Annotated in this window: 24 protein-coding genes and 1 riboswitch; of the genes, 11 read left to right on the plus strand and 13 right to left on the minus strand. The window is 75.3% G+C overall.

The genetic code is table 11. The features are described from left to right. Positions 1–191 precede the first annotated feature (191 nt). From Ae331Ps2_RS26730 to Ae331Ps2_RS26750, 5 genes are all read left to right on the plus strand, one after another. Complete coding sequence (locus tag Ae331Ps2_RS26730; protein WP_075305760.1) at positions 192–1,172, plus strand: C40 family peptidase; 981 nt, start codon at positions 192–194, stop codon at positions 1,170–1,172. Positions 1,173–1,247: 75 nt separating this feature from the next. Then, positions 1,248–2,447, plus strand: a complete 1,200-nt coding sequence (locus tag Ae331Ps2_RS26735) for a precorrin-3B synthase (RefSeq protein ID WP_139318692.1) — start codon at positions 1,248–1,250, stop codon at positions 2,445–2,447. Continuing rightward, positions 2,444–3,085: a precorrin-8X methylmutase gene (locus tag Ae331Ps2_RS26740; protein ID WP_060714708.1), complete on the plus strand. Its 642-nt coding sequence runs from the start codon at positions 2,444–2,446 to the stop codon at positions 3,083–3,085. Before Ae331Ps2_RS26735 ends, Ae331Ps2_RS26740 begins: the two co-directional genes overlap by 4 nt. A gap of 53 nt (positions 3,086–3,138) precedes the next feature. After that, positions 3,139–4,695, plus strand: coding sequence for a precorrin-2 C(20)-methyltransferase (locus tag Ae331Ps2_RS26745; protein ID WP_075311640.1), 1,557 nt, complete (start codon positions 3,139–3,141; stop codon positions 4,693–4,695). A gap of 58 nt (positions 4,696–4,753) precedes the next feature. Beyond that, positions 4,754–5,209: a GNAT family N-acetyltransferase gene (locus Ae331Ps2_RS26750; RefSeq protein WP_075305758.1), complete on the plus strand. Its 456-nt coding sequence runs from the start codon at positions 4,754–4,756 to the stop codon at positions 5,207–5,209. Here Ae331Ps2_RS26750 and Ae331Ps2_RS26755 read toward each other — a convergent pair. Continuing rightward, positions 5,190–5,819, minus strand: a complete 630-nt coding sequence (locus Ae331Ps2_RS26755; protein WP_233147510.1) for an HAD-IA family hydrolase — start codon at positions 5,817–5,819, stop codon at positions 5,190–5,192. The genes Ae331Ps2_RS26750 and Ae331Ps2_RS26755 overlap by 20 nt on opposite strands. A gap of 56 nt (positions 5,820–5,875) precedes the next feature. On the opposite strand from Ae331Ps2_RS26755, the gene Ae331Ps2_RS26760 reads away from it, so the two are divergent. Then, entirely contained in the window at positions 5,876–6,892 is a 1,017-nt protein-coding gene (locus Ae331Ps2_RS26760; RefSeq protein ID WP_075305757.1) for an alcohol dehydrogenase catalytic domain-containing protein, read from the plus strand. A 129-nt stretch (positions 6,893–7,021) separates the two neighbouring features. Here Ae331Ps2_RS26760 and Ae331Ps2_RS26765 read toward each other — a convergent pair whose 3' ends face one another. After that, positions 7,022–7,651: a TetR family transcriptional regulator gene (locus Ae331Ps2_RS26765; protein ID WP_075305756.1), complete on the minus strand. Its 630-nt coding sequence runs from the start codon at positions 7,649–7,651 to the stop codon at positions 7,022–7,024. A gap of 82 nt (positions 7,652–7,733) precedes the next feature. Between Ae331Ps2_RS26765 and Ae331Ps2_RS26770 the strand changes: the two genes are divergently transcribed. Further along, positions 7,734–8,474, plus strand: coding sequence for an SDR family NAD(P)-dependent oxidoreductase (locus Ae331Ps2_RS26770; protein ID WP_075311636.1), 741 nt, complete (start codon positions 7,734–7,736; stop codon positions 8,472–8,474). On the opposite strand, the gene Ae331Ps2_RS26775 is transcribed toward Ae331Ps2_RS26770, so the two are convergent. After that, entirely contained in the window at positions 8,475–9,230 is a 756-nt protein-coding gene (locus Ae331Ps2_RS26775) for a cobalt-precorrin-6A reductase (protein WP_075305755.1), read from the minus strand. A gap of 18 nt (positions 9,231–9,248) precedes the next feature. Here Ae331Ps2_RS26775 and Ae331Ps2_RS26780 point away from each other — a divergent pair, with 18 nt between their 5' ends. Further along, on the plus strand, positions 9,249–9,911 hold the full coding sequence (locus Ae331Ps2_RS26780) for a haloacid dehalogenase type II (RefSeq protein WP_075305754.1): 663 nt from the start codon (positions 9,249–9,251) through the stop codon (positions 9,909–9,911). Positions 9,912–9,954: 43 nt separating this feature from the next. On the opposite strand, the gene Ae331Ps2_RS26785 is transcribed toward Ae331Ps2_RS26780, so the two are convergent. The 7 genes from Ae331Ps2_RS26785 to Ae331Ps2_RS26815 form a co-directional block, all read right to left on the minus strand. After that, the gene (locus Ae331Ps2_RS26785; protein WP_043281129.1) at positions 9,955–11,127 is read right to left on the minus strand and encodes an ROK family protein; all 1,173 of its coding nucleotides are present in this window, start codon (positions 11,125–11,127) and stop codon (positions 9,955–9,957) included. Between the two features lies 1 nt (position 11,128). Beyond that, positions 11,129–12,631, minus strand: coding sequence for a sugar ABC transporter permease (locus Ae331Ps2_RS26790; RefSeq protein ID WP_020626775.1), 1,503 nt, complete (start codon positions 12,629–12,631; stop codon positions 11,129–11,131). After that, a complete protein-coding gene (locus Ae331Ps2_RS26795; RefSeq protein WP_075305753.1) occupies positions 12,631–13,404 on the minus strand; it encodes an ATP-binding cassette domain-containing protein in 774 nt (257 codons plus the stop codon). The genes Ae331Ps2_RS26790 and Ae331Ps2_RS26795 overlap by 1 nt, the downstream gene beginning before the upstream one ends. A gap of 74 nt (positions 13,405–13,478) precedes the next feature. Beyond that, positions 13,479–14,627, minus strand: coding sequence for a sugar ABC transporter substrate-binding protein (locus Ae331Ps2_RS26800; protein WP_075305752.1), 1,149 nt, complete (start codon positions 14,625–14,627; stop codon positions 13,479–13,481). Between the two features lie 203 nt (positions 14,628–14,830). After that, positions 14,831–15,559, minus strand: a complete 729-nt coding sequence (locus Ae331Ps2_RS26805) for an ABC transporter ATP-binding protein (protein WP_075305751.1) — start codon at positions 15,557–15,559, stop codon at positions 14,831–14,833. Then, entirely contained in the window at positions 15,556–16,323 is a 768-nt protein-coding gene (locus Ae331Ps2_RS26810; protein ID WP_139318691.1) for an ABC transporter permease, read from the minus strand. The genes Ae331Ps2_RS26805 and Ae331Ps2_RS26810 overlap by 4 nt, the downstream gene beginning before the upstream one ends. Then, positions 16,320–17,345, minus strand: coding sequence for an ABC transporter substrate-binding protein (locus Ae331Ps2_RS26815; RefSeq protein ID WP_075305750.1), 1,026 nt, complete (start codon positions 17,343–17,345; stop codon positions 16,320–16,322). Before Ae331Ps2_RS26815 ends, Ae331Ps2_RS26810 begins: the two co-directional genes overlap by 4 nt. A gap of 7 nt (positions 17,346–17,352) precedes the next feature. Then, positions 17,353–17,442, minus strand: a riboswitch (TPP riboswitch). A 237-nt stretch (positions 17,443–17,679) separates the two neighbouring features. Here Ae331Ps2_RS26815 and Ae331Ps2_RS26820 point away from each other — a divergent pair. Further along, positions 17,680–18,402: a hypothetical protein gene (locus tag Ae331Ps2_RS26820; RefSeq protein ID WP_075305749.1), complete on the plus strand. Its 723-nt coding sequence runs from the start codon at positions 17,680–17,682 to the stop codon at positions 18,400–18,402. Between the two features lie 9 nt (positions 18,403–18,411). On the opposite strand, the gene Ae331Ps2_RS26825 is transcribed toward Ae331Ps2_RS26820, so the two are convergent. Continuing rightward, entirely contained in the window at positions 18,412–18,840 is a 429-nt protein-coding gene (locus Ae331Ps2_RS26825) for a hypothetical protein (protein WP_075305748.1), read from the minus strand. Positions 18,841–18,957: 117 nt separating this feature from the next. Here Ae331Ps2_RS26825 and Ae331Ps2_RS26830 point away from each other — a divergent pair, with 117 nt between their 5' ends. After that, a complete protein-coding gene (locus tag Ae331Ps2_RS26830; RefSeq protein WP_075305747.1) occupies positions 18,958–20,661 on the plus strand; it encodes a choline dehydrogenase in 1,704 nt (567 codons plus the stop codon). Positions 20,662–20,768: 107 nt separating this feature from the next. Here Ae331Ps2_RS26830 and Ae331Ps2_RS26835 read toward each other — a convergent pair whose 3' ends face one another. After that, positions 20,769–20,954, minus strand: coding sequence for a hypothetical protein (locus Ae331Ps2_RS26835; RefSeq protein ID WP_020623547.1), 186 nt, complete (start codon positions 20,952–20,954; stop codon positions 20,769–20,771). Positions 20,955–21,316: 362 nt separating this feature from the next. Between Ae331Ps2_RS26835 and Ae331Ps2_RS26840 the strand changes: the two genes are divergently transcribed. Next, complete coding sequence (locus tag Ae331Ps2_RS26840; protein ID WP_170917141.1) at positions 21,317–22,180, plus strand: DMT family transporter; 864 nt, start codon at positions 21,317–21,319, stop codon at positions 22,178–22,180. A 584-nt stretch (positions 22,181–22,764) separates the two neighbouring features. Here Ae331Ps2_RS26840 and Ae331Ps2_RS26845 read toward each other — a convergent pair. Then, positions 22,765–24,492 (minus strand): DEAD/DEAH box helicase, encoded by a 1,728-nt coding sequence (locus Ae331Ps2_RS26845; RefSeq protein ID WP_075305745.1) that lies wholly within the window; start codon positions 24,490–24,492, stop codon positions 22,765–22,767. Between the last annotated feature and the right edge of the window lie 103 nt (positions 24,493–24,595).

Below are 24,595 nucleotides of genomic sequence, written 5' to 3' on the forward strand. Positions count from 1 at the left end.
GCATACACTAAGAGCAGCGGGGGGACCTGACAAGAGGCTGACGGCGTTCGGGCCGCGCGTTTCACCTCCCGGTACCCGGCGACGACCTGCGAGGCGGGTCGTGAACGGTGAGCGGGGCCACCCCACTCGTCGTGATGACCCGGCGGTGTGGGTGCTTGCCCCGACGCCTCCCGCCGTCGAGAGTCCCGGCCGTGCCCCGTGTCCTGCCCGTCCTGTTCGCCGCGGTGCTCGGTTGCGCCGTCCTACCCGCGGCCGCCGTCCCCGCGGCCGCCGAGGGACAGGGGCGGACGTTCGTCGCCGTGTCGGTCGCGACGGTGTGGACCTCACCGGACAGTCCGCGCCCGCGGGACCGGGCCGCCGTCGCCACCCCGGCCGACCCGGCCGGGTGGCTGGGGTCGATGAGCAGCGAGGACCGCCGCGAGCTCACCACCGCCTCGCGCACCCAGACCCAGGTGCTGCTCGGCGCCCCCGTGACCGTGACGGCGCGTCGCGACGGCTGGGCGCAGATCGTCGTGCCCGGCCAGCCGTCGGCCAAGGACCACCGTGGCTACCCCGGCTGGGTCCCCGAGGCCCAGCTCGTCGACGACCCCGCGTTCGGCGCGCTCGCCGCGGGGGCGCCCGCCGGCACCGTCGACGACGTCGCGACGACCTGGCTGTACCGCGACCCGGCCCGCACCGAGCGGCTGCGCGAGATCAGCGTCGGTACCCGGCTGCCGGTCGTCGGCGAGGCGGGCGACGCGGTCCGGGTCGCGCTGCCCGGCGGCGACCAGGCATGGACGGCGGCGGAGACCCTCCGGCCGGGGGCGCCACCCTCTCCGACCGGGGAGGGGCTGGTCGCGACCGCGCGGCTGTTCCTGGACCGTCCGTACCTCTGGGGCGGGCGCTCCGGGTTCGGCCCGGACTGCTCGGGCCTGACCGGGCTGGCCTACGCGCTGCACGGGATCACCGTCGGGCGCGACGCCTCCGACCAGTCCCGCGGTGGACGGCCGGTCGGCGACCCCGCCGACCTGCGGCCCGGTGACCTGCTGTTCTGGAACTCCCCCGCGACGCACGTCGCGATGTACGCCGGCGGCGGCAGGATGATCGAGGCGTTCGACGCGGCCACCCCGGTCCGGGTGACCCCGGTGCGGTTCGACGCGACGTACTCCGGGGCCCGCCGGTACCTGCCGTGATCTGAACACCTGACGAGGTGTGACCGCCGCCCCGGCAGGTCCCTTCGGCGGTCTCGGATGCCTACAGTGTCCGGCGTGCCGTCGCCGACCACCCGCACCCGCACCGACGCCTGTCCCGGCGTCGTCTCGCCGCACGCGGCCGCGGACGGGGCGCTCGCGCGGATCCGGCTGCCGGGCGGGATGGTCACCGCGGCGGCGCTGCGGGCGGTCGCGGCCCTGGCCCGCGAGGCCGGGGACGGCGCCGTCCACCTGACCTCGCGCGGGAACCTGCAGCTGCGCGGCCTCGACCCGGCCGACCCGCGCCCGGTGGAGCGGCTGACCGTGGCCGGGCTGCTGCCGTCGACCACCCACGAGCGGGTCCGCAACGTGCTGGCCTCCCCGCTCTCGGGGATCGCCGGGGGTCTTGCCGACGTCCGCGGTCTGGCCACCGCGCTCGACCGCGGCCTGTGCGCACGCCCCGCGCTGTCGGCGCTGCCCGGCCGGTTCCTGTTCGCCCTCGACGACGGCCGCGGCGACGTCGCCGCCGAGCGTGCCGACCTGTGCTGGCGGGCACGGGGCCCCGAGGAGGGCGAGCTCCTCGTGGCGGGCGTCCCGACCGGCCTGTGCTGCTCCCCCGCCGAGGCGCCCGCGCTGCTGCTCGACGCGGCCGCGGCGTTCCTCGACCTGCGGGCCGCGCACGCCGCCGACCCGGCCGCGCGGGCCTGGCGCGCCGCGGAGCTGCCCGGCGCCGCGACCGGGGTGGCGGCCCGGCTGCGCGGACACCGGTCGGTGTCCTCCCCCGGTCCGGGGCTCGACGACAGCACGCCCGGGGGTCCCGGCCCGGTGCTCGTCGGAGCGCTGGGTGGCGGCGCGCTGGGGGTCGCGCCGGTGCTCGGGGAGCTGTCGGCCGGGCAGCTGGACCTGCTGGCCGAGTCGGCTGCGCAGCTGCTGGTCACCCCGTGGCGCACCCTGGTGCTGCCCACCCCCGCACCCGGTGCCGCGGCCCGGCTGGCGGCGGCGGGGCTCGTCGTCGACCCCGGGCACCCGGCGGTGCGGGTCAGTGCCTGCGCGGGCGCTCCGGGCTGCGCGAAGTCCCGGGCCGACGTCCGCGCGCACGCGCTCGTGCTGATCGCGCGGGGCGGGCCGCGAGCGGGCGCGGGGCCCGACGCGGTGCACGTCGTCGGCTGTGGCCGGCGCTGCGGCGCCCCGCACACGGCGCACCGCGACGCGGTCGCCACCGGGCGCGACACCTACGTCATCGACGGACGCACGATCACGACCGAGGAGCTCCGCTGAGCGGGTACGACTACATCACCGACGGCAACGAGATCTACCGCCGCTCGTTCGCGACGATCCGCGCGGAGACCGATCTCTCCGGGCTCCCGCCCGGTGTCGACGACATCGCCGTCCGCATGATCCACGCCTGCGGCCAGGTCGACCTCGTCGACGACATCGCCGCCTCCGACGGCGTCGTCGCGGCCGCCCGCTCCGCGCTGCGGGCCGGTGCCCCGATCCTGTGCGACGCGATGATGGTCGCCTCCGGGGTGACCGCCGCCCGGCTCCCCGCGGACAACGAGGTGCTCTGCCTGCTGCGCGACGCCCGGGTCCCCGACCACGCGCGCCGGATCGGCAACACCCGGTCCGCGGCCGCGCTGGAGCTGCTCGCCGACCGCTTCGAGGGCGCGGTGGTCGCGATCGGGAACGCCCCGACCGCGTTGTTCCACGTGCTGGACCTCATCGACCGGGGCGACGCACCCCGCCCGGCCGCGATCATCGGCATCCCGGTCGGGTTCATCGGTGCCGCCGAGTCCAAGGTGGCCCTGTCCGAGCGGACCGACCTGGAGCACCTCGTCGTCCACGGCCGTCGTGGCGGGTCGGCGATCACCGCGGCGGCGCTGAACGCGCTGGCCCACGAACAGGAGATCATCGCGTGAACGCGCAGCAGCACAGCGAGAACGAGCCTGCGAGTGACGCGCAGCAGCACAGCGTGACGGGCACCCTCTACGGCGTCGGCCTCGGTCCGGGCGACCCCGAGCTGACGACCATTAAGGCCGCCCGGCTCGTCCGCGACGCCGACGTCATCGCCTACCACTCCGCGCGGCACGGCCGCTCCATCGCGCGCCGGATCGCCGAGCCGCACCTGTCGGGCACCGCGATCGAGGAGGCCCTGGTCTACCCGGTCACCACCGAGGCCACCGACCACCCCGGCGGCTACCAGGGCGCGATCGACGCGTTCTACGCCGAGGCCGCCGCCCGGCTCGCCGCGCACCTGGACGCGGGCCGCGACGTCGTGCTGCTCGCCGAGGGCGACCCGCTGTTCTACGGCTCCTACATGCACATGCACAAGCGCCTGGCGGGGCGCTATCGCACCGAGGTCGTGCCGGGCGTGACCTCGATCAGCGGTGCGGCCGCGGCGATCGGGCAGCCGCTGGTGGAGCGCGACGAGGTACTCACCGTGATCCCGGGCACGCTGCCCCGTGAGGAGCTGGCCCGGCGGCTCGCGGGGACCGACTCGGCGGCGGTGATGAAGCTCGGGCGCACCTTCACCGCGGTCCGCGGGGCGATGGCCGACGCCGGCGTGCTCGACCGGGCCCGCTACGTCGAGCGGGCGACGATGGAGGGGCAGCGGACCGGGGCACTGTCCGACGTGGACCCCTCGGACGTGCCCTACTTCGCGATCACCCTGGTGCCCGGCGAGGTCGCCGCATCGGTGCCCGAGGAGGCCGTGGCGTCCGTCGCGGAGCGCGGGGGCGCGGCGGCCGAGGAGCGGTCGGTGCGCGGGCCGGGTGAGGTCGTCGTCGTCGGGACCGGGCCCGCCGGGCGGGACTGGCTGACCCCGCAGGTCGCCCGCGCGCTGTCCGAGGCGGACGACCTCGTCGGCTACGGCCCCTACCTGGACCGGGTGCCGCCGAACCCGCGTCAGACGCGGCACGCCTCGGACAACAAGGTCGAGTCCGAGCGGGCCGCGCACGCGCTGGACCTCGCCGCCTCGGGTCGGCGGGTCGCCGTCGTCTCCGCCGGGGACCCGGGGGTGTTCGCGATGGCGACCGCGGTGCTGGAGGTGGCCGCGGAGCCGAAGTACCACGACGTCCCGGTCCGGGTGCTGCCCGGCATGTCCGCGGCGCAGGCCGTGGCGGCCGCCGTCGGCGCCCCGCTGGGGCACGACCACGCCCTGATCTCGCTGTCGGACCGGCTCAAGCCGTGGGACGTCGTCGCGGACCGGCTGCGTGCCGTGGCCGCGGCCGACCTGGCGATCGCGATCTACAACCCGCGCTCGAAGGCCCGGCCGTGGCAGGTCGGGGCGGCCCGCGACGTGCTGCTGGAGCACCGCGCCCCGGACACGCCGGTGGTGCTGGGCCGCGACGTCGGCGGCGCCGGGCAGCGGGTCGTCGTCACCACGCTGGGCGAGCTGGACCCGGAGCAGGTGGACATGCGGACCCTGGTGGTCGTCGGCTCGTCGACGACCCGGGCGGTCGAGCGCGGCGGCACGACCGTCGTGTTCACCCCCCGGCACTACGGCCCCGGCGGCACGACGACCGACTGATCACATCGGCTCGTTGACGACATCCTGACGGATGCCGGTTCCGCGCTAGCGTCACGCCGTGCAACTGCGGGTGTGGCGATTCGGGCCCGACGACTGGGAGCAGGCCCGCGTGGCCCGCCTCGCGTCGGTGCGGGACGGGTTCGGTGAGGACAGCGACTTCTACCGCGAGCAGGCCGCCCTCGAACCGGCCGCCTGGCGGGTGGTCCTGACCGAGCACGTCCGCTTCGCCGCCTTCGACGGCGACCGCCCGGTCGGCACCGCGTGCTGGCGGGCCGGTGACGACGGCGACGGCCTGCTGTACGGCATGTGGGTGCACCCCGACCTTCGCGGTACCGGGGTGGCCGACGCGCTGGTCGACGCGGTCACCGCCGTCGCTCGCGAGAACGGGTCGCGCACGCTGTCGCTGAAGGTGGAGCCGGACAACGCCCGCGCGATCGCCTTCTACCTCCGGACCGGGTTCGTCGCCGACGGCGTGCCCGGTCCGGGGCTGACCGTCATGAGCCGCCCGGTCTGACCGCGTCCGCGAGCCCCAGCAGGGCCGTGAGCTCGGGCAGCCCGGAGAGTCGCAGGTCCCCGTCGAGTCCCCGCAGCGCCGCGGTCGCCGCGCCGGCGGCCCGGCCCGCGTCGAGCCCGGCCCGTGCGTCCTCGACGACGAGGCAGGTGGCCGGGTCCACCCCGAGTGCGGCCGCCGCGGCGCGGTAGCCCTCCGGGTCCGGCTTGCCGTGCCGCACGTCGTCGCGGGCGACGAGCACCGGTGCGACGATCCCGGCGGCGCCGAGGCGGGCCTCGGCGAGCCGCCGGTCGGCGCTGGTCACGACGGCCCACGGGATCCGCGCCGCGTCGAGGGCGGCGAGCAGCGCGTGCGCGCCGGGCAGCGCGACGACGTCGTCGAGGTCGTCGTACTGCAGCTCGAGCTGGCGGGCCGCGGCCGCGTCGAGCACGGCACCGGTGAGGTCCGGGCGCAGCAGCCGGATCGTGCCGTCGCTCGGCACCCCGTGCGCGACGCGGACCAGGTCGGCCTCGGCGACGCCGTACTCGCGGGCCCAGGCGGCCCAGGACCGGGCGACCGCCTCGTCGGACTCCACCAGGGTGCCGTCCATGTCGAACAGGATCGCGGCGTACACCGCACCACCCCTTTCCCTCGGACGGCGAGCATATCGAGCCTGGAAGGATCCCCTCCATGCGAGCAGTACGGATCACCGCGTTCGGTGCGCCACCCGAGGTCGTCGACCTGCCGGACCCCACGCCGCCCGCGGGCGGGGTGGTCGTGCAGGTGGAGGCGACCGGGTTGTGTGCCAGCGACCGCTTCGCCTGGGCCGGGCACGACGGCGACGTGACGCTCCCCCACGTCCCCGGCCACGAGCTGGTCGGGCGCGTGGCCGCGACCGGCACCGGGGTCACCCGGTTCCGGGCCGGTGACCGGGTCACGGCGCCGTTCGTCTGCGGCTGCGGTGTGTGCCCGGACTGCCGGGCGGGCCGCGCACAGGTCTGCCCGCACCAGCAGCAGCCCGGCTTCACCCACGACGGCTCCTTCGCCGAGCTCGTCGCGCTGCACCATGCCGACCACAACCTGGTGCCGGTCCCCGACGACGCCGACGCCGCCGGGGCCGCGCTGCTCGGCTGCCGGGTCGCCACCGCGCACCGGGCGCTGGTCGGGCGCGGCGGGCTGGTCGCCGGGGAGCGGGTCCTCGTGCTCGGCGCGGGCGGGGTCGGCCTGGCCGCGGTGCTGATCGCGGCGGCGCTGGGCGCCGAGTCGGTCGTCGCGGACCCCTCGCCCGCGGCCCGGGCCCGGGCGGTCGAGCTGGGCGCGGCGGCGGCGGTGGACACCGCCCACGGCCCGGACGCGGTCCGCGAGGCCGTCGGCGACGGCGGCGCCCGCCTCGCGGTGGAGGCCGCGGGCCGGGCGGACGCCCTGGACCTCGGCGTCCGGTCGCTGCGCAGGCAGGGGACGCTGGTGCAGATCGGCCTGCTCGCCCGGGAGCCGGTGATGCCGGTGCCGCTGATGATCGCGCACGAGCTGACGGTCACCGGGAGCCACGGCATGGCCGCCGCGGACTACCCGGAGCTGATGGCACTCGTCGCCGAGGGCCGCCTCGACCCGGGCCGGCTGGTCACCCGGCGGACCGGGCTGGACGCGCTCGCCGGGGCGCTGGCCGCGGCCCCGGAACCGGGCGGGATCCTCGTCGGCCTGCCCTGAGCCCCGGCCTGCCCCGGGACCCGGTCCGCCCCGGGGTGCGGCGTGCCCACGTTCCGGCCTCCCCCGGGTTCCGGCAGCCCCCGGGTTCCGGATGCCCCGACGGACGACGCGCGACCGGTGGGCCGGCCGCTACCCCCGATCCGGGCCGGGCACCTCGTCCGGGGACCGCCGCGGCGCGGCGAGGCGCCGGGCGGCCTCCACGACGAAGGCACGGCGCGCGGCCCGCTCGGCCGGGTCACCGGGCTCGGCACCGGTCACCATCGAGGCGAGCTGGGGCACCGTGTGCCACCAGGCGGCCAGCGCGATCAGCGCGAACACCAGATGGGCCGGGTCGAGGCCGTCGTCGATCGTCCCGGCGCGCTGCGCGGCCGCGAACCGCTCGACCTTCTCCCGGTAGTGCCGGCTGCGCCCCGGGCGCCCGGCGACGTGTCCGGTGGCGTCCAGCCCCTCCCACTGCAGCAGCCGGGCGAGCACCGGGTGGTCGGCGTGGTGGTCGAACGTGGCCCCGGCGAACTCGCCGACGTCGTCGAGGCCGGTCCCGGTCGCGCGGACGCCGGCGGCGAGCAGCTCGAGCTGCTCGGCCAGCACGAGGTCCCAGAGTGCCTGCTTGTCGCCGAAGTAGCTGTAGAGGCGCTCCTTGTTGATCCCGGCCCGGGCGGCGATGCGGCTCATCGTCGTGCCCTCGCGGCCGCGCTCGGCGAACTCGGCGGTGGCCGCGTCCTTCAGCCTGCGTCGCGTCCCCTCGGTGTCCCAGGCCATGGCCGCACGGTAGCGGAGGGGCGTACGCTCATCTCCAACGCCATCGTTGGAGTTGGAGTTGGAGATCGAGATGGAGGCCGTCATGACCGAGCCGACCGGACCGGGTGCGGGCGACGTCGCCGTCGTCACCGGCGCGAACAGCGGGATCGGGTTCGAGATCGCCCGCGGGCTGCTGGCCGCGGGACTCACCGTGTACGTCGGGGCGCGCGACGCCGCCCGCGGTGCCGACGCGGTCGCCGCACTCGGTGCGGGCGCCCGGCCGCTCGCGCTGGAGGTGACCGATGCGGCCTCGGTCGCGGCGGCGGCTGCCGCCGTCGAACGGGTGGACCTGCTGGTGAACAACGCCGGGGTGGGCGACTCGTTCGCGACGGCCCCGGAGTCGACCGCAGAGGACCTGCGCCGGGTCTACGAGGTGAACGTGTTCGGCGTCGTCACGGTGACCAACGCGTTCCTGCCCGCGCTGCGGCGCTCGGCTCATCCACGGATCCTCAACGTCTCCAGCGGGACCGGGTCGCTGACCTGGAGCACCGGCCCGAACCGGCAGTTCGACCACCGCTCGGGCGGGGGCGCGGCGGCCTACCGGTCGTCGAAGACGGCCCTGAACGCGCTCACCGTGTCCTACGCCCAGTCGCTCGCCGACGCCGGGATCGCGGTGAACGCGCTGGCCCCGGGGCTGCGGGCGACCAACCTCAACGCCCGCGCGGCCACGTCCGCCGGGGACCCGGCCGAGGCCGCCGCCGGCGCGGTGCGGCTCCTGCTGGCCCCCGACGGCGGCCCGACCGGCACCTTCGTCGACTGGACGGGCGAGCCGGTCCCCTGGTGATCAGTCCCCGAGCAGCCGGGCCAGAGCCGCCTCCACCGTGGACTCCACCGCGACCCCACCGGGCAGCGGCGGCCGGTCGACGAGCAGGACCGCCACCCCGCGCTCCCGGGCCGCGGCGAGCTTCGGCGCGGTCGCCGCGCCGCCGGAGTCCTTGGTGACCAGCACGTGCGGGACGACGGCGTCGAACAGGGCGCGCTCGTCGTCGAGGGCGAACGGGCCCCGGTCGAGCAGCAGCTCGTGCCGGGCGGGCAGCGGGCCGTCGGGCGGGTCGACCGCCCGGATCCAGAACGCCGCGTCGACATCGGCGAAGTGCGCCAGTCCCCCGCGGCCGGTCGTGAGCAGGACCCGCCCGGCGGGGCCGGGGAGCAGGTCGGGCAGCGCGGCCGCCGCGGCGGCGACCGAGGGGACCCGGTGCCACCGGTCCCCCGGCCCGGGCGTCCAGCCCGGCCGGCGCAGCACGACCAGCGGCACCCCGGTGCCCGCGCAGGCGGCGGCCGCGTTCGCGGTCATCGTCGACGCGAACGGATGGGTGGCGTCGAGCACCACCGCCACCCGCTCGGTACGCAGGTGCGCGGCCAGCCCGTCGGCACCGCCGAACCCGCCGATCCGGACCTCGCCGTCGGGCAGGGCCGGGCTGCGCACGGCCCCGGCCAGCGACGACACGACCCGGACGTCGTCGCGGACGGCCAGCGCGGCGGCCGCGGCACGGCCCTCGGTCGTACCGCCGAGGACCAGCACCGTGCGGGGAGCACTCACACCCGTCAGGGTAGGGGGATGGCGATCACGACCGTGGTGTTCGACGTCAACGAGACCCTGTCGGGCCTGACACCCATGGGGGCCCGGTTCGCCGCGCTGGGCGCACCGGAGTCGCTCGGGCCCCTGTGGTTCGCCGCGACCCTGCGCGAGGGCATGGCGCAGGCCGCGGGCGGGGAGCTGACGACCTTCGCCGAGCTGGCGACGGCGACCGCGGCCGGGCTGCTGCGCCGGCACGGGGTCACCGACCCCGACCGGGGCGCCCGGCACGTCGTCGACGGATTTCTGGAGCTGCCGGTGCACGACGACGTGCACGGCGGGGTCGCGGCGCTGCGGGCCGCGGGGCTGCGGCTGGTGACGCTGTCGAACGGCGCCGCGTCGGTGGCCGAGCGGTTGCTCGGCGACCACGGCCTGCGCGAGCAGTTCGACGCCGTGCTGTCGGTCGAGGACGCCGGGATCTGGAAGCCGGCGCCGGAGTCCTACCGGTACGCGCTGCGGGCCTGCGGGGTCGACGCGGGCGAGGCGGTGATGGTCGCGGTGCACCCGTGGGACCTGCACGGCGCCGCGCGGGTCGGGATGGCGACGGCCTGGCTGGACCGCCACGGCGACACCTGGCCCGGGTACCTCACCCCGCCGACCTTCACCGTCGGCGCGCTGGCGGCGCTGGCCGGCCACCTGGCCTGAGCCCGCGGGCCGGCCGTGGTGCCGGGCCGGCCCCGGCACGGCGTCAGACCGCCGCCAGCACCGGCTCGAACGCGATCTCGGCCGCGCCGACGAGCGCGCCGTCGCGGCCGAGCGGGGACACCGCGAGCCGGGTCCCGCCCGTGGCCCGGCTGACCAGGCTGCGTCGGCGCAGCTCGGAGCCGACCCGTTCGACGACCGACGGCGGCAGCGCCCCGAACAGGTCCCCCAGTACGACGAGCTCCGGGGCCAGCATGTTCACCACCGTGACGAGCCCGGCGGTCATCCATCCGGCGTAGTCCGCCAGCAGCCGGTCGGCCCTCCCCGGTACCGCGGCCAGGTCGCGCAGCTCGGCGACGAGCACCCCGCGCGGGGTGTCCTCGGGCAGCCCCAGCGCGCGGCACAGCGCGGGCTCGCCGACCTCGGTCTCCCAGCAGCCGTGCGAGCCGCAGAAGCACTCCCGCCCGTCCGGTCGGACCATGAGGTGCCCGAGCTCGCCGACGTAGCCGCCGGTGCCGCGCAGCGGCGTCCCGCCGGACACGACACCGCCGCCCACGCCGACGTCGGCGGACAGGTAGACCATGTCGGCGACGTCGCGGCCGATCCCGCGCAGGTGCTCGGCGAGTGCTCCGGCCTCGGCGTCGTTGGCGACCTGCACCGGCCGGGCCAGGACGGCGGCGAGCCGGGTGCCCAGGTCGACGTCGCGCCAGCCGAGGTTGGGTGCCTCGTGCACGAAGCCGTCGGAGCGCCGGACGACGCCGGGCACCGACACCCCGACCGCCTGCTCGGCGACGCCCAGCTCGTCGCGGAGCAGGGCGGCGGACTCGGCGAGGTGGGTGATCACCTCGCCGGGCAGCCGGGTGGTGCGGTGCAGGTTCCAGCTGTGCCGCCCGAGGATCTGGCCGCCGATGCCGACCATCGCCAGCGCCACCTGCTCGACCCGGATGTCGACGGCGAGCACCACCGCCGCCTGCGGGTCGGGCAGCACCAGCAGCGACGGCCGTCCGGCCCCCGAGCGCCGGGCCGGGACGGCCTCGGTGACGACGCCCGCCTCGGCGAGCCCGTCCACCACCGCCTTGATCGTGCTGCGGTTGAGGCCGAGCTCGCCGGCCAGCGTCGCGCGGGTGCAGGGTCCCTCGACGTGCAGCCGACGCAAGAGGACGGCCCGGTTGTGCCGGCGCGCGTCGTCGGGTCGGGTCCCCGATCCGGGCTGGGTCATGTCACCGGCCGGTGGCCGCCGCCCGGCGCCGTGACGCCACGTCGACACCGGCCGCGAGCAGCAGCACCAGGCCGGTCACCACGAACACGACGGCGGCGGGCTGCTTGAGCAGGCCGAGGCCGTTCTGCACCGTGGCCAGCACCGTGCCGCCGATGACGGCGTTGCTGATCCGGCCGCGTCCGCCGAACAGCGAGGTGCCGCCGATGACCGCGGCGCCGACCGCGAACAGGAGGGTGTTGCCGCCACCGGCCGCCGGGTTCACCGACCCGATCTTCGACGAGTAGACGATCGCGCCGATCGCGGCGAAGGCGGTGGAGATGACGAACACCGACGCCCGGATGCGGGCGACGTCGATGCCGGCCCGGCGCGCGGCCTCCCGGTTGCCGCCGACGGCGTAGACGTGGCGGCCGAACCGGGTCCGGTCGAGCACCCAGGTGCCGAGCACCAGCAGGACGAGCACGATCGGGACGACGTAGGGCACCCCGGCGATCGCGATGACGCCCGGTGAACGGTCCTGGACCAGCGCGAACGTCACCAGGCCGCCGAGCACCACCACCGCTCCGATCTTCAACGCGACCAGGCCCGTCGGCGGCGCGACCAGCCCGCTGCGCAGCCGGGTCCGCAGCCGGACCGTCTGGACCAGCGCGTAGCCACCGGCGACGACCACGAACAGCACCCACGACGCCGTGACCGAGAGATTGCCGTTCGCCACCGCGTTGATCAAGGGGTCCCGCAGCGCGATGGTGCCGCCGTCGCCGATGAGCTGCAGGATCACCCCCTGCCACGTGATGAACAACGCCAGCGTCACGACGAACGACGGCATCCCGATCCGGGCCACGAGGAACCCGGTGAGGCAGCCGATCACCACCCCGACGCCGACGGCGAGCCCCATCACGGTGAACGCGTTCGCCGGGACCCCGATCACGAGCACGACCGCGGTGAGCAGGCTGATCACCGACCCGGCCCACACCCGGACCAGCGCCGCGAGCACGGCACCGGCCAGCATGACCGCCACCAGCAGGACGAACACGGTGGTGCCGGTGGCGCCGAGCACGTTGCCGTCGCTCATCAGGTGCAGCGCCATCAGCGCCGCGGCCAGCCCGGACGCCGTGCCGGCGGCCAGGTCGATCTCCCCGGTGAGCAGCACGAACACCAGGCCCATCGCGATGATGGTCGGACCGGCGCCCTGTTGGAGCAGGTTGGCGAGGTTGAGCAGACTCGGGAACGTGCCGCCCGAGTCGAGCACGCTGAACAGCACGAACAGCGCGGCCAGGCCGAGCAGCGCGGGCAGCGAGCCCAGGTCGCCGCCGCGCAGCCCGCGCAGGTAGGCCGTGATCGCCTCGCGGGTGGTGCGGGCGGTGGTGTCGATGCCGAAGTCGGCGGCCCGGTTGGCGGGGTTCGCCCGGCGGGCCGCGCTCTGCTCCTGCTCGGGCGCGGGCGTCCGTTCGGTCACGGTGTCTCCTCCCGGGCCGGCCGGGCCGGACGGGTCGGGGTGGGGGGCCATCAGGACACCGCCTGCTCGGGCCGCGGCAGCCCGAGCTCGCCGGAGCGGCCCGCGGTGATGAGCGCGACGACGTCGGAGTGGGTGACCTCGCGGGTCGGGACCTGCGCGACCATCCGGCCGAGGTAGAGGCAGGCGATCCGGTCGGACACCTCGAAGACGTCGGCCATGTTGTGGCTGATGAGCACGACGCCGAGGCCCTGCTCGGCCAGCCGTCGCACGAGGTCGAGCACCTGGCGGGTCTGGGCGACGCCGAGCGCCGCGGTCGGCTCGTCGAGCAGCACGACACGCGAGTCCCAGAGCACCGCCTTGGCGATCGCGACGGTCTGGCGCTGCCCGCCGGACAGCGACGCGACCGGGGTCCGGACCGAGGTGACGGTGCGGACCGAGAGCGACGCGAGGGTGTCGCGGGCGGCCTGCTCCATCGAGCCCTCGTCGAGCATCCAGGAGCGCCCGCGCTCGCGGCCGAGGAACATGTTCTGGACGATGTCGAGGTTGTCGGCGAGCGCGAGGTCCTGGTAGACGACCTCGATGCCGAGCTTGGCGGCGTCCGACGGGCCGGCGACGGTCACCGGAGCCCCCTCGAACAGGACCTCGCCGGAGTCGATCGGGTGGATCCCCGCGACGCACTTGACCAGGGTGGACTTTCCCGCGCCGTTGTCGCCGACGAGCGCGGTGACCTCGCCGGCGCGCACGGTCAGGTCGACGTCGTGCAGGACCTGCACGGCGCCGAAGCTCTTGGAGACACCGCGCAGGGAGAGGATGGGGTCGGCCACTTCGGGCACCTTCCACGTGGGCGCCGGCCGGGCCGCGGCGGGATCACCGCCGCGGCCCGGACCGGCTGCGGGTCCTACTTGATGCCGAGCTGGCCGCAGGCGGCCTGGGTCTCGGCGTTGCAGATCTCCGAGGCCTTGACGTAGCCGGCGTCGGTGACCTTCTTGACCGAGTCCTTGGTGATCAGCTGCGGCTCGAGCAGCAGCGACTTGACATCACGGTTGCCCTTCGGGTCCTTGACCGTCTGGGTGGCGACGCCGTCGGCGGCCGCGGTGTCGCCCTTGGCCAGGGCGCCGGCGAGCTTCGCGGCGGCCTGCGCCTCCTGCTCGATCGGCTTGAACACCGTCATGTACTGGTCCCCGCGCAGGATCGCGGCGAGGCCGTCGGCGGTGGCGTCCTGGCCGGTGACCACGACCTTGCCGTTCAGGCCGTACTTGGCCAGCACCGTGACGATGGCGCCGGCGAGGCCGTCGTTGGCGGCGACGACGCCGTCGACCTTGCCGCCGTTGCCGGTGAGGATCTGCTCGAAGGTGGTGCCGCCGACCTGGTTGTCCCACTTGTCGATCTTCTGGCTCTGCACCAGCTTCAGGGCCCCGGACTCGTACTTGGGCTTCAGCACGCTCTGCTGGCCGTTGTAGAACAGGGTCGCGTTGTTGTCGGTCGGCGCGCCCTCGATCTCGATGACCTGGGCGCCCGGCTTGTTGCCGATGCCCTGGACCAGGCCCTCGCCCTGCAGGGCGCCGACCTTCTCGTTGTCGAAGGAGACGTAGTAGTCGCTGACGCCGCCGAGGTTGAGCCGGTCGTAGTCGATGACCGGGATGCCCTGGGCCTTCGCCTTCTGGGCGACGGCCGTGCCGCCGTCGCTGCTGATCGAGGCGATGATCATGACCTTGACGCCGCTGGAGATCATGCCGTCGGCCAGGGTGGAGAACTTCTGCTCGTCGCCCTGGGCGTTCTGGATGTCGGGGTCCATGCCCTCGGCGCGCAGCGCCGCGTCCAGCATGGGCTTGTCGAAGCCCTCCCAGCGGGCCGAGGAGTCGGTCTCGGGGAGGATCACCCCGACCTTCACCCCACCGCCGGACCCGCCGGAGCCACCGCCGGCGGTGTCCCCGCCGCCGCCCGCGCTGTTCTGTCCGCAGCCCGCGACGGCCAGCAGCAGGCCGAGGCCCGCCGCCGCGACCGCCCGACGCAGCCGGGGACCGCGCCCCGTGTTCCGTGCCCCCATCGGGGTCTCCCTCCACGACGTTGTGGACCGCTCGCATGATCACGAACGGGTGAATGTTGCGAGCGCCAACGTATTGGGCGGAACCGGCTCCGCAACAGCCTTCTGAATCGAGACAGTTCCCGTTTCGTCATCACGATCCGGTCACGAACGCCGACTTTGTTGCCCTCGGGCACGATCCGGAGCGCCGGAACGCCGGCCCTGCCTCAGCCGCGCAGGGTGTCCAGCAGGTCCGCCTCGACCGCGGCCAGCGCCGGGTCGGTACGGCTGCGCGGGCGCCCGGAGTCGACGACGAGCTCCCGCACCACCGTCGCCGGGCGCAGCGAGAACACCAGCACCCGGTCCGAGAGCAGGGCCGCCTCCCGCACGTCGTGGGTGATCAGGACCGTCGTCCAGCCGTAGCGGGCGCGCACCGACTCCAGCCAGTCCTGCATCGCGGTCCGGGTGAGCGCGTCCAGCGCGCCGAACGGCTCGTCGAGCAGCAGCACCTGCCGGCCCGCGACGACGGTGCGCAGCAGCGCCGCGCGCTGGCGCATGCCGCCCGAGAGCTCGCCCGGGCGGGCGTCCTCGAAGCCGGCCAGCCCGAACGGCTCGAACAGCGCGCGGGCGCGCTCGCGGGCCTCGCGGCGCGGCACGCGGGCGACCTCCAGCCCGAGGGCGGTGTTGTCGAGGACCGTGCGCCACGGGAACAGCAGGTCCTGCTGGGGCATCAGACCGAACGGGGCACCGCGCACCGGGCCGCCGTCGACCTCGATGTCGCCGGTCACCGTCGCCCCGTCGAGGATGCCCGCCAGCGCCCCGAACAGCGTCGACTTGCCGCATCCCGACGGCCCGACGAGCGACACGAACTCCCCCGGCGCGACGTCCAGGTGCACCCCGGACAGCACCGGCAGGTCGCCGTAGGACACCGACAGGTCGCGCACCACGACCTTCACCGCGCACCTCCTCCGTCGTGGTCGGCCACGTACCAGGGCGTGACCAGGCGCTGGAGCAGGAAGGTCAGTGCGAACAACGTCACCGACAGCACGGCGGTGACGCCGACCGCGGCGAGCACCAGGTCGGTGCGGAACTGGTTCTTCTGGAGCTGCATGAAGATCCCCAGGCCGGCCCGGGCGCCGACGTACTCGGCGAAGATCGCCCCGGTCACCGCGTAGGTGATCGCGATCCGCAGCGCCGTGAAGAACGACGGCAGCGCCCCCGGCAGCCGCACGTAGCGGAACCGCTGCCAGCGCGAGGCACCCATCGACCGCAGCAGGGCGGTCGCGGCGCGGTCGGTCGCGGCGAAGCCCTCGATCAGCCCGACCGCCACCGGGAAGAACGTCACCAGGGCGATGACCAGCACATTCGGCAGCAGGCCGAAACCGAACCAGATGATGAGCAGCGGCGCGATCGCGACCACCGGCAGTGTCTGCGAGGCCACCAGGAGGGGGGTCAGCGCCCGCCGCAGCCAGGGCGAGAAGTCCACCGCGACCGCCGCGGCCCAGGCCAGCGCCATCGAGACGGTGAACCCGATCAGCGTCACCTGGACCGTCGGGAGGGTGTTCGCCCAGAGCTCGGCCCGGAACGCCCAGCCCTGCTCGACCACCCGCAGCGGCGAGGGCAGCACCTGGGGCCGGGTGCCGGCGACGGTGACCGCGACCTGCCAGGTGAGCAGCAGCGCGGTGACCAGCGCGGCGGCCGGCCACAGCCGACGGGTCACGGTGCCAGGTAGTCGTTGGTGAACCAGGTCGAGAAGTCCGGCTTCTGCCGCACCGGGGCCCCGTCCGGCCCCGCGACGGTGCCGGTGTCGTAGAGGAACCCGGAGAAGCCGGCCCACTGCTGCGGGGTCTGGAACCCCACACGGCCCTGCGCGTCGCGCAGGAAGCGCTCACTGAGCATCTGCGCGCCCCGGTCGACCAGCTCGTCGGAGGTGAACGCGCCGGGGTTGGCCTCCTTCAGCATCCGCGCCGCCGTCGCCGGGTCCTGCGCGGCCAGCGCGTAGCCCTTCTGGACGGCCTGCACGAACCTCCGGGCGGTGTCCGGGTTGTCCCGCAGCCAGGTCGAGTTGCCCAGCAGCAGCACGTTGTAGGAGTCCGGGAAGCCGTAGTCGGTGTAGCGGAAGGTACGGATCGGCTCGCCCCGCAGCTGTGCCTCGATCCCCTCGACGTTGACGAACGGCTCGGTGAAGTCGGCCTGCCCCGAGTAGAGCGCCTCGTAGGCGGCGGTGGACAGCACCTCGGTGCGGAAGTCGCCGCGCCCGCCGTCGGCCCGGATCACGGCCTGCATCTTCTGGTTCTCGCCGGGCCCGCCGAACCCGGCGTAGACCTTCCCGTCGAGGTCGCGCGGCCGCGTGAGGTCGGACCGGTCGGCGCGCACGGCGATCTCGGTGGCCCAGTGCTGCAGGATCGCCATGACCGAGGTGATGTCGGCACCCGCGGCCTTGGAGAAGGTGAACGAGTCCTGGAAGCCGACGCCGAAGTCCGCGGCGCCGGAGCCGACCAGGGTGTCCGGCGAGGTCTGGTTGTAGGGCAGGAACTCGACGTCGAGACCGGCGTCGCGGAAGTAGCCCGCCTGCTGGGCTGCGAACAACCCGATGTGGTTGGTGTTCGGCGTCCAGTCCAGCGCGACGCGGATCGGCCCACCCCCGGCCGCGGCCCCGGAGCCGTCGCCCGCGGCGCAGCCGGACAGGGCGAGCGCGAGCGCCAGCACGACGGCCAGTGGACGGAGAGCACGTGACAGCACGGGGCGGCCTCCCTACGCCGGTGTGACCCGGATCAGGTTCGAACGGTCGGCGGCCGGTCCTGCCGCCCTCTCAGCCTCGGTGCGCGGGCTCCCGCGGTACGTCCGGAGACCTTACGCGGCCCACCCGGTCCCGCCGGGGCGACGTCGGTCGCACCGCACCGTTCGGACACCCCCCCGTCACCGGAGCCGCGACTTCGGTCACCTGCGGTGATCGGTCGGACGCGCCGGGCGAGCCGCCGTCCGCGGCGGTGACCACGATCGTTATCCTCACCCACCACACCCGCGACGCTGTGTCACGGACCTCGCTCGCGGGAGCTGACGCGGAAGGGACGAGATGGCGGCCTCGCTCTGGACCTCCGGCACGACCGGGCGGCCGACGCCCGACCCGGCACCCGCCCTGGTGCGGGTCGCGTTGCAGGCCGGTTCCGTCTCCGTCGCGCACGCGGACGTCGCCGCGATGCTGTCCGGGATCTGCGTCGCACTGGTGCCCGCCGCCCGGGTCGGAGGTGCGGCGCTGCTGCTGCGCGAGCCCGCCGACCCCCGCGACCCCGAGGCTCGGCGGGTCTTCGGGTCCGACACCGCCGCCCTGCGCCTCGGGGAGCTGCAGCGCCGGGCCGACGCCGGGCCGGGCCCCGCCGCCGAGCGCGGCGACCGCACGCTGACCACCCCGGACCTGACCCGGACCGGGCCGCCCGAGCTGGCCGCGGCCGCGGCCGACTGCGGCCTGGTCCGCTCGCTGTCCGTGCCGGTCCCGGTCGCCGGGCGCACCGCGGGCGCCCTGCAGCTGTTCGCCCGGGGCGGGCCCGACGACCCGCTGGGCGAGCGGCTGGTCGTCGCGCTGGCGCCGGTGGTCACCGCACTCGCGGCCCGGCTCACCGACGTCCGCGAGCTGGCCCGGCTGCAGCTGCGCACCGCGGCCTCCGCGGTGCCCGAGCAGTCCGACGCGGTCGACCGCACCGCGCTGATCCCGGCGGCCCGCCGCTCCCCCGCGGCACCGGTGGCGCCGCGGGTGCCCGCCCAGCGGCAGGCCCGGCACCGCCGGCGCGACCAGACCTGATCCCCGGGGTCAGGTCTCCGGCCGGTCCTCGCGGGACGCGCCCCGTTCGAGGAGCTGCTGGTGCTCCTGCAGGTAGGCCGACGCGCGCTGGCGGCTGACCCCGAACAGCCTGCCGATCCCGGCGATCGACTCGCCCTCGCCGTGCAGCGCGACGGCCTCCTCACGGCGGAACCGGCCACCCACGGCGCCCAGGCCGTCGAGGGTGCGGGTGAGGGTCTCGACGATCAGCGGCCGTGCCTCGCGCGGGACGATCTCCCGCCAGCTCAGCCCCTGTGCCCGCAGTTCCTGCAGCTCGGCCACCCGTCGGCGGGCCGAGGACAGCGCGGCGACCGACGCGTCCAGCTGGGCCGCGAGGGCGGCCAGCGCGGTGTCGGCGTCGTCCGCGGGCCGGTCGCGGAGGTCCGCTCCGTCGTCCGCACCACGCTCGGTCGTCGTCACGCCGTCGAGCGTACGGGGGCGGCGACGACGGGCGGTGGCCGCGGCGTACCGTGATCCACGCAAGGGGGGTTGCTCCCTCGAACAGGGCAATCCCGACAGTACGTGTGGAGGACGCGAATGGGCCGGTACGACGTCGTCATCGTCGGCGGAGGATCCGCGGGGGCGGTGCTGGCCTCGCGGCTCACGGAGGATCCCACACGCCGGGTGCTGATGCTCGAGGCGGGCCGCCCCGACCACCGCTGGGACCCGATCATCCGGATGCCCGCCGCGCTGTCCAAGGCGTGGGGCAACCCGCGCTACGACTGGTGCTACGTCACCGAGCCCGAGTCGGGTCTGGCCGGGCGGCGGATCGCCGTCCCGCGCGGGAAGGTCCTGGGCGGCAGCAGCAGCATCAACGGGATGGTCTACCAGCGGGCCCACCCGGGCGACTACGACCGCTGGTCCCGCCTGCCCGGCTGCGAGCAGTGGAGCTCGGCCCACCTGCTGCCCTACTTCCGCCGCCTGGAGCGTCGGACCTCCGAGCACGGCACCCCGCTGCCCGACGGCGGCCACGGCCCGCAGGTCCTCGAGCGGGCCCCGGCGGCCGGCCCGCTGAACGCGGCGTTCCTGGCCGCGGCCCAGCAGGCCGGGCACGCGCTGGTCGACTCGACGAACGGTCCGGTCCAGGAGGGCTTCTCCCGCACCGAACGCACGATCTCGCGCGGGCGCCGCTTCTCGGCCACCGATGCGTGGCTGCACCCGGTCGCCGGCTCCCGGCCCAACCTGACCGTGCGCACCGGCGCCCTGGTCCGCGCGCTACGCACCGACGCCCGCGGCACCCGGGTCATCGGGGTCCGCTACCGCGCCTCCGACGGCACCATCCGCGACGTCGACGCCGGCGAGACGATCCTGGCCGCCGGTTCCATCGCGACCCCGCAGCTGCTCCAGGTGTCCGGTTTCGGCGACCCGGAGCACCTCGCGGGCATCGGCGTCGAGACCCGGGTGGCGCTGCCGGGGGTCGGCGCGAACCTGCAGGACCACCTCGCGGTGCACCTGCAGCACGCCTGCTCCCAGCCGATCTCGCTGGCGCCGCAGCGGGCACCGCACCGGCTGCCCGCCGCGGCGGCCCGCTGGCTGGTCTCGGGCACCGGGGTCGGGGCGAGCAACCACTTCGAGATCGGCGGGTTCGCCTCCACCTCGATGGCCGGGGACATCCCGGACGTGATGATGCTGTTCGCGCCGGTCGCGATGCGCTTCGCGCCGGACGTCCCGCCGGTCGGGCACGGCTACGAGATGCACGTCTCGGTGATGGCGGGCGACGTCCGGGGGACGGTGCGCGCGGTGTCCCGCGACACCGCGGTCCCGCCGCGCCTGGTGCAGAACTACCTGGTCACCGACGGCGACCGGCGTCGCTGGGTGGAGGCCGTCGGCCTGGCCAGGGAGATCCTGAACCAGCCTGCGTTCGCCGACCTCGACGCCGGGGAGACCTTCCCCGGGGAGGCCGTCCGCTCCGACGCCGAGATCCTCGACTGGGTGTCCCGGCGCGCCCAGAACGGGCTGCACCCGACCAGCACCGCGCGGATGGGCACCGACGCCGACGCCGTCGTGGACCCGTCGACGCTGCAGGTGCACGGCACCGAGGGCCTGCGGATCGTCGACGCGTCGATCTTCCCGGACGTGCCCAACGCCAACACCTACGGCCCCGTGGTGGCGGTGGCCGAGCGGGCCGCCGACATCGTCACCGGCGCGACCCCGCTGCCCGCCGACCCGGCGCCGTCGCGGCGGGCCGGGACGCACGAGGGCACGGGCTCAGGGCAGGAGCCGTTCGCACCGGCATCCTGAGGCGCCCGACCTCCTGACACCCCCGACATGCCGAACGGGGCGGGGATCCGATCGGATCCCCGCCCCGTTCGCGGGTCTGTGTGTGGGGGCCGCGGCGGCCCCGGGCGTCACTCCCCGGTCTGCACCTGCACCCCGGACTCACGCAGCTTCTCGGCGTGGGCACGACCGTGGTGGTTGCAGAACAGGAGTTCCCCACCGGAGGGCAGGATCGCGCGCACCTTGGCAGCCGCACCGCAGCGGTCGCAACGGTCGGCAAGGGTCAGTTCGGGCCGGGTCAGCGTTTCGGGCTGCATAGCGGTCTCCCTCCGTCGCGGCGGCGGGCTTCGGGCGCTCGCCGCCGTATCACTGTGACGACCGCACGAGCGGCTCGCCCACACCTGTACAGACGCTCGAGGCCCCTGTACGTGTTCCCGGGATGCGTCGCGACGTCCGTCACGTGTGGCGCGGGCCGCACGGTCTGGTGGCGCCGCGATGTACCCGCGGTGACCGATTGCGTATGAAGTTGACTGCGTGTGAATCATGCGGGGAACTCGGCCGACGTGCAAGCGCGCCACGGTAAATACGGTGTGTCGCGGACTACGGTGGGCGAGTGAGTCCCCGCCCGTCGCCCGATCGTGTTCCCGCTCCGCTGCTGTTCCTGGCCGGTGGGATCTCGATGTACGTGGGGGCCGCACTGGCCGTCGGGCTGTTCGACCGGCTGGCGCCGTCGGCGGTCGCCGAGCTGCGGCTGATCGGTGCCGCGCTGCTGCTGCTGGCCTGGCGCCGCCCCGGCCGCGACGCCTGGCGCGGCGTCCGCCTCGTCCGCGCGGGGGTGTTCGGGCTGGCCACGGCCCTGATGAACGTCGCCTACTACGAGGCGATCGCCCGGCTGCCGCTCGGCACTGCGGTGGCAGTCGAGTTCACCGGACCGGTCCTGGTCGCGGCGCTCGCCTCCCGCCGGTTCCGCGACATCGGCGCGGTCGGCCTGGCCGCCGCCGGCGTGCTCCTGATCGCCGACGTCCGCTGGTCCGGCAGCCCGGCCGGGGTGCTGTGGGCCTTGGGCGCGGCGGCGATGTGGGCCGTCTACATCGTGCTGGGCAAACGGGTCGCACGCGCCGGTTCCGGCATCGACGACCTGGCGACGGGGTTCACCGTGGCCGCCGTCGTCCTGGTCCCGCTGCTGTTCGTCGGGGGTCCGGGAGCCGTGACCGGGTTCGGCGTCGCGAACCTCGCACCGCTCGCCGATCCGGCGGTGCTCGCCCTGTCCATCGGGCTGGGTGTGCTCAGCTCGCTGATCCCCTACGTGCTGGACCAGGTCGTGCTGCGCCGGGTCGGGCAGGCCCGGTTCGCGGTGCTGCTGGCGCTGCTGCCCGCCACCGCGACCCTGGTCGGGCTCGTGGTGCTCGGTCAGCTGCCCGGGACGCTGGAGGCGGTCGGGATCGGCCTGGTGGTCCTCGCCGTGGCCCTGCGGTCCCGTGACGGCGACGAACCGGTCCCCCTGCCCGCCACGTCCGCCCGGGACCGGGCCGCCCCGTCCTGACCGATCCGCCCTGACCGGCACGGCGACACGACGCCCACGGTGATCCGTTCCGCGCGCGGTGATCCGCAGGCCGCACGGTGATCCGCCGTCCGCGCGCTGATCCGGAGTCCGCACGCTGATCCGTCCGCGCACGGTCCTCCGGAGTCCGCACACTGATCCGCGGCGCTCGCTGATCCCCAGTCCGCGCTGATCCGGAGTCCGCGCGCTGATCCGCCATCCCCACGGTGATCCGCGGTGCGCGCGCAGATCCGCAGTCCGCGCGGTGATCCGCAGTCTGCGCGGTGATCCGCAGTCTGCGCGGTGATACGCGGTCCGCGCGTGTCCGGACGCGCGCGCCGAGCGGATCAGCGCGCGCGGAACGGATCACCGTGTGCTCGGCCGCACCGGCGTCCCGGTGGTGCGGCGGTGGCGCTGCGGTGGCGCTGCAGCCCCGCGACGGCGACAGGCCGCCCCATCGCCCGGGCACGGGCCGCCGTGCCCTCCCGTCCCGGCCTGCGCGGTGGTCCCGGCACGACGGTGCTGCCTGCGGGCCCCGCCCGCGCAGGCACGGGCTCGCGCGCGGTCGCGGCCCGCGAGGGCGGCTCTCAGCGCCAGGAACGCAGGGTCGCGATGCGTTCCTCGAGCTGCTCGATGGTCGCCATCGCCACCGGCGGGCCGCCGCAGTGCGCCCGCAGCTCGTTGTGGATCTTCCCGTGCGGCTTGCGGGTCTTGTGGTTGTGCAGCGCGACCAGGGTGTTGAGCTCCTTGCGCAGGGTCTGCAGCCGCTCCCGGACGCTCTGCCCGCGTTCGGCGGCCAGCGGCGGGGTCGGTTCGGTCGCCGGCGTCGCGCGGGCCTGGGCACCGGTGCGCGGTGAGCCCTTCGCGATCCACTCCGCCTGCCGCTGGGACAGCAGGGTGCGCACCTGGTCGGGCTCCAGCAGACCGGGCAGCCCGAGGTAGTCCTCCTCGTCGGCGGAGTAGGTGGCGCCCTCGTAGATCAGCTGGTCCAGCTCGGCGTCGGCGCCGAGGGAGGTGAACGCCTGCTCCTGCTCACCGGGCTCGTCCTTGACCTTGTTGGCCTCGTTCAGCTCGGCGTCGTTCCAGACCTCCTCGGGCCGCTGCGGCTTGCCGAGGACGTGGTCGCGCTGCGCCTCCAGCTCGCTGGCCAGGCCGAGCAGCACCGGGACGCTGGGGACGAACACCGACGCGGTCTCGCCCTGCCGCCGCGACCGCACGAAGCGGCCGATGGCCTGGGCGAAGTAGAGCGGGGTCGAGGCGCTGGTGGCGTAGACGCCGACGGCGAGGCGCGGCACGTCGACGCCCTCGGACACCATCCGGACCGCGACCATCCACCGCTCGGTGGAGCGGGAGAACTCCGCGATCCGCTCCGAGCCGCCCGCCTCGTCGGACAGCACGACCGCGGGCCGTACCCCGGTGATGCCGGTCAGCAACGCGGCGTAGGCCCGTGCCGCGGTCTGGTCGGTGGCGATGACCAGGCCGCCCGCGTCGGGCATGCCCCCGTCGCGGTGGCTCTGCAGGCGGCGGTCGGCCGCGGCGAGCACCGCGGGCATCCAGTCCCCCGAGGGGTCGAGCGCGGTCCGCCAGGCCATCGCGGTCTGCTCGCGGGTCAGCGGCTCCCCCAGCCGGGCCGACATCTCCTCGCCGGCGCTGGTGCGCCAGTTGGAGGTGCCGGAGTAGGCCAGGAAGACGACCGGCCGGACCACGTTGTCGGCGAGCGCCTCGGCGTAGCCGTACTGGTGGTCGGCGCGGCTGCGTGGGGCGCCCTCGGCGTCGGGGACGTACTCGACGAACGGGATCGGGTTGTCGTCGGAGCGGAACGGCGTACCGGTCAGGGCCAGGCGGCGGGTGGCGGGCTCGAACGCCTCGTAGACGCCCTCGCCCCAGCTCTTGGCGTCGCCGGCGTGGTGGATCTCGTCGAGGATCACCAGCATCCGGCGGTTCTCGGTGCGGTTGCGGTGCAGCATCGGGTGCGCGGCGACGCCGGCATAGGTGATCGCGATGCCCTGGTAGTCCCGCGAGGTGCCGCCCGCGGAGTTGCGGAACTCGGGGTCGAGCGCGATCCCGGCGGCCGCGGCCGACTCGGCCCACTGGTACTTCAGGTGCTCGGTCGGGGTGACGACGGTGATCGCGTCGACCACCCGGTCGCGCAGCAGCTCCGACGCGACGCGCAGGGCGAAGGTCGTCTTGCCCGCGCCCGGGGTCGCGACCGCGAGGAAGTCCCGCGGCGAGGTCGCGAGGTAGCGGGCGAGTGCGCTGCGCTGCCACGCGCGCAGCGGGCGGGTGTCGGGCGACACGAGCTGGGTCTGCGACACACGTCTCCCCTGGTCCGTGGGTCGTTCCCGGGTGGGAACCGGCGATTCCCCGCCACGTCCGCGCGTCGACGCCGACACGGCTGCGGGGCGCGGATCAGGGTAG

The sequence above is a fragment of the Pseudonocardia sp. Ae331_Ps2 genome (assembly GCF_001932405.1).
Taxonomy (GTDB): domain Bacteria; phylum Actinomycetota; class Actinomycetes; order Mycobacteriales; family Pseudonocardiaceae; genus Pseudonocardia.

Coding starts and splice junctions, on each gene's coding strand:
- Ae331Ps2_RS26760 (WP_075305757.1), top strand. CDS start 5,876: ATGCGAGCAGTACGGATCACCGCGTTCGGTGCGCCACCCGAGGTCGTC.
- Ae331Ps2_RS26765 (WP_075305756.1), bottom strand. CDS start 7,651: ATGGCCTGGGACACCGAGGGGACGCGACGCAGGCTGAAGGACGCGGCC.
- Ae331Ps2_RS26770 (WP_075311636.1), top strand. CDS start 7,734: ATGACCGAGCCGACCGGACCGGGTGCGGGCGACGTCGCCGTCGTCACC.
- Ae331Ps2_RS26780 (WP_075305754.1), top strand. CDS start 9,249: ATGGCGATCACGACCGTGGTGTTCGACGTCAACGAGACCCTGTCGGGC.
- Ae331Ps2_RS26785 (WP_043281129.1), bottom strand. CDS start 11,127: ATGACCCAGCCCGGATCGGGGACCCGACCCGACGACGCGCGCCGGCAC.
- Ae331Ps2_RS26790 (WP_020626775.1), bottom strand. CDS start 12,631: ATGGCCCCCCACCCCGACCCGTCCGGCCCGGCCGGCCCGGGAGGAGAC.
- Ae331Ps2_RS26800 (WP_075305752.1), bottom strand. CDS start 14,627: ATGGGGGCACGGAACACGGGGCGCGGTCCCCGGCTGCGTCGGGCGGTC.
- Ae331Ps2_RS26820 (WP_075305749.1), top strand. CDS start 17,680: ATGGCGGCCTCGCTCTGGACCTCCGGCACGACCGGGCGGCCGACGCCC.
- Ae331Ps2_RS26830 (WP_075305747.1), top strand. CDS start 18,958: ATGGGCCGGTACGACGTCGTCATCGTCGGCGGAGGATCCGCGGGGGCG.
- Ae331Ps2_RS26835 (WP_020623547.1), bottom strand. CDS start 20,954: ATGCAGCCCGAAACGCTGACCCGGCCCGAACTGACCCTTGCCGACCGT.
- Ae331Ps2_RS26840 (WP_170917141.1), top strand. CDS start 21,317: ATGTACGTGGGGGCCGCACTGGCCGTCGGGCTGTTCGACCGGCTGGCG.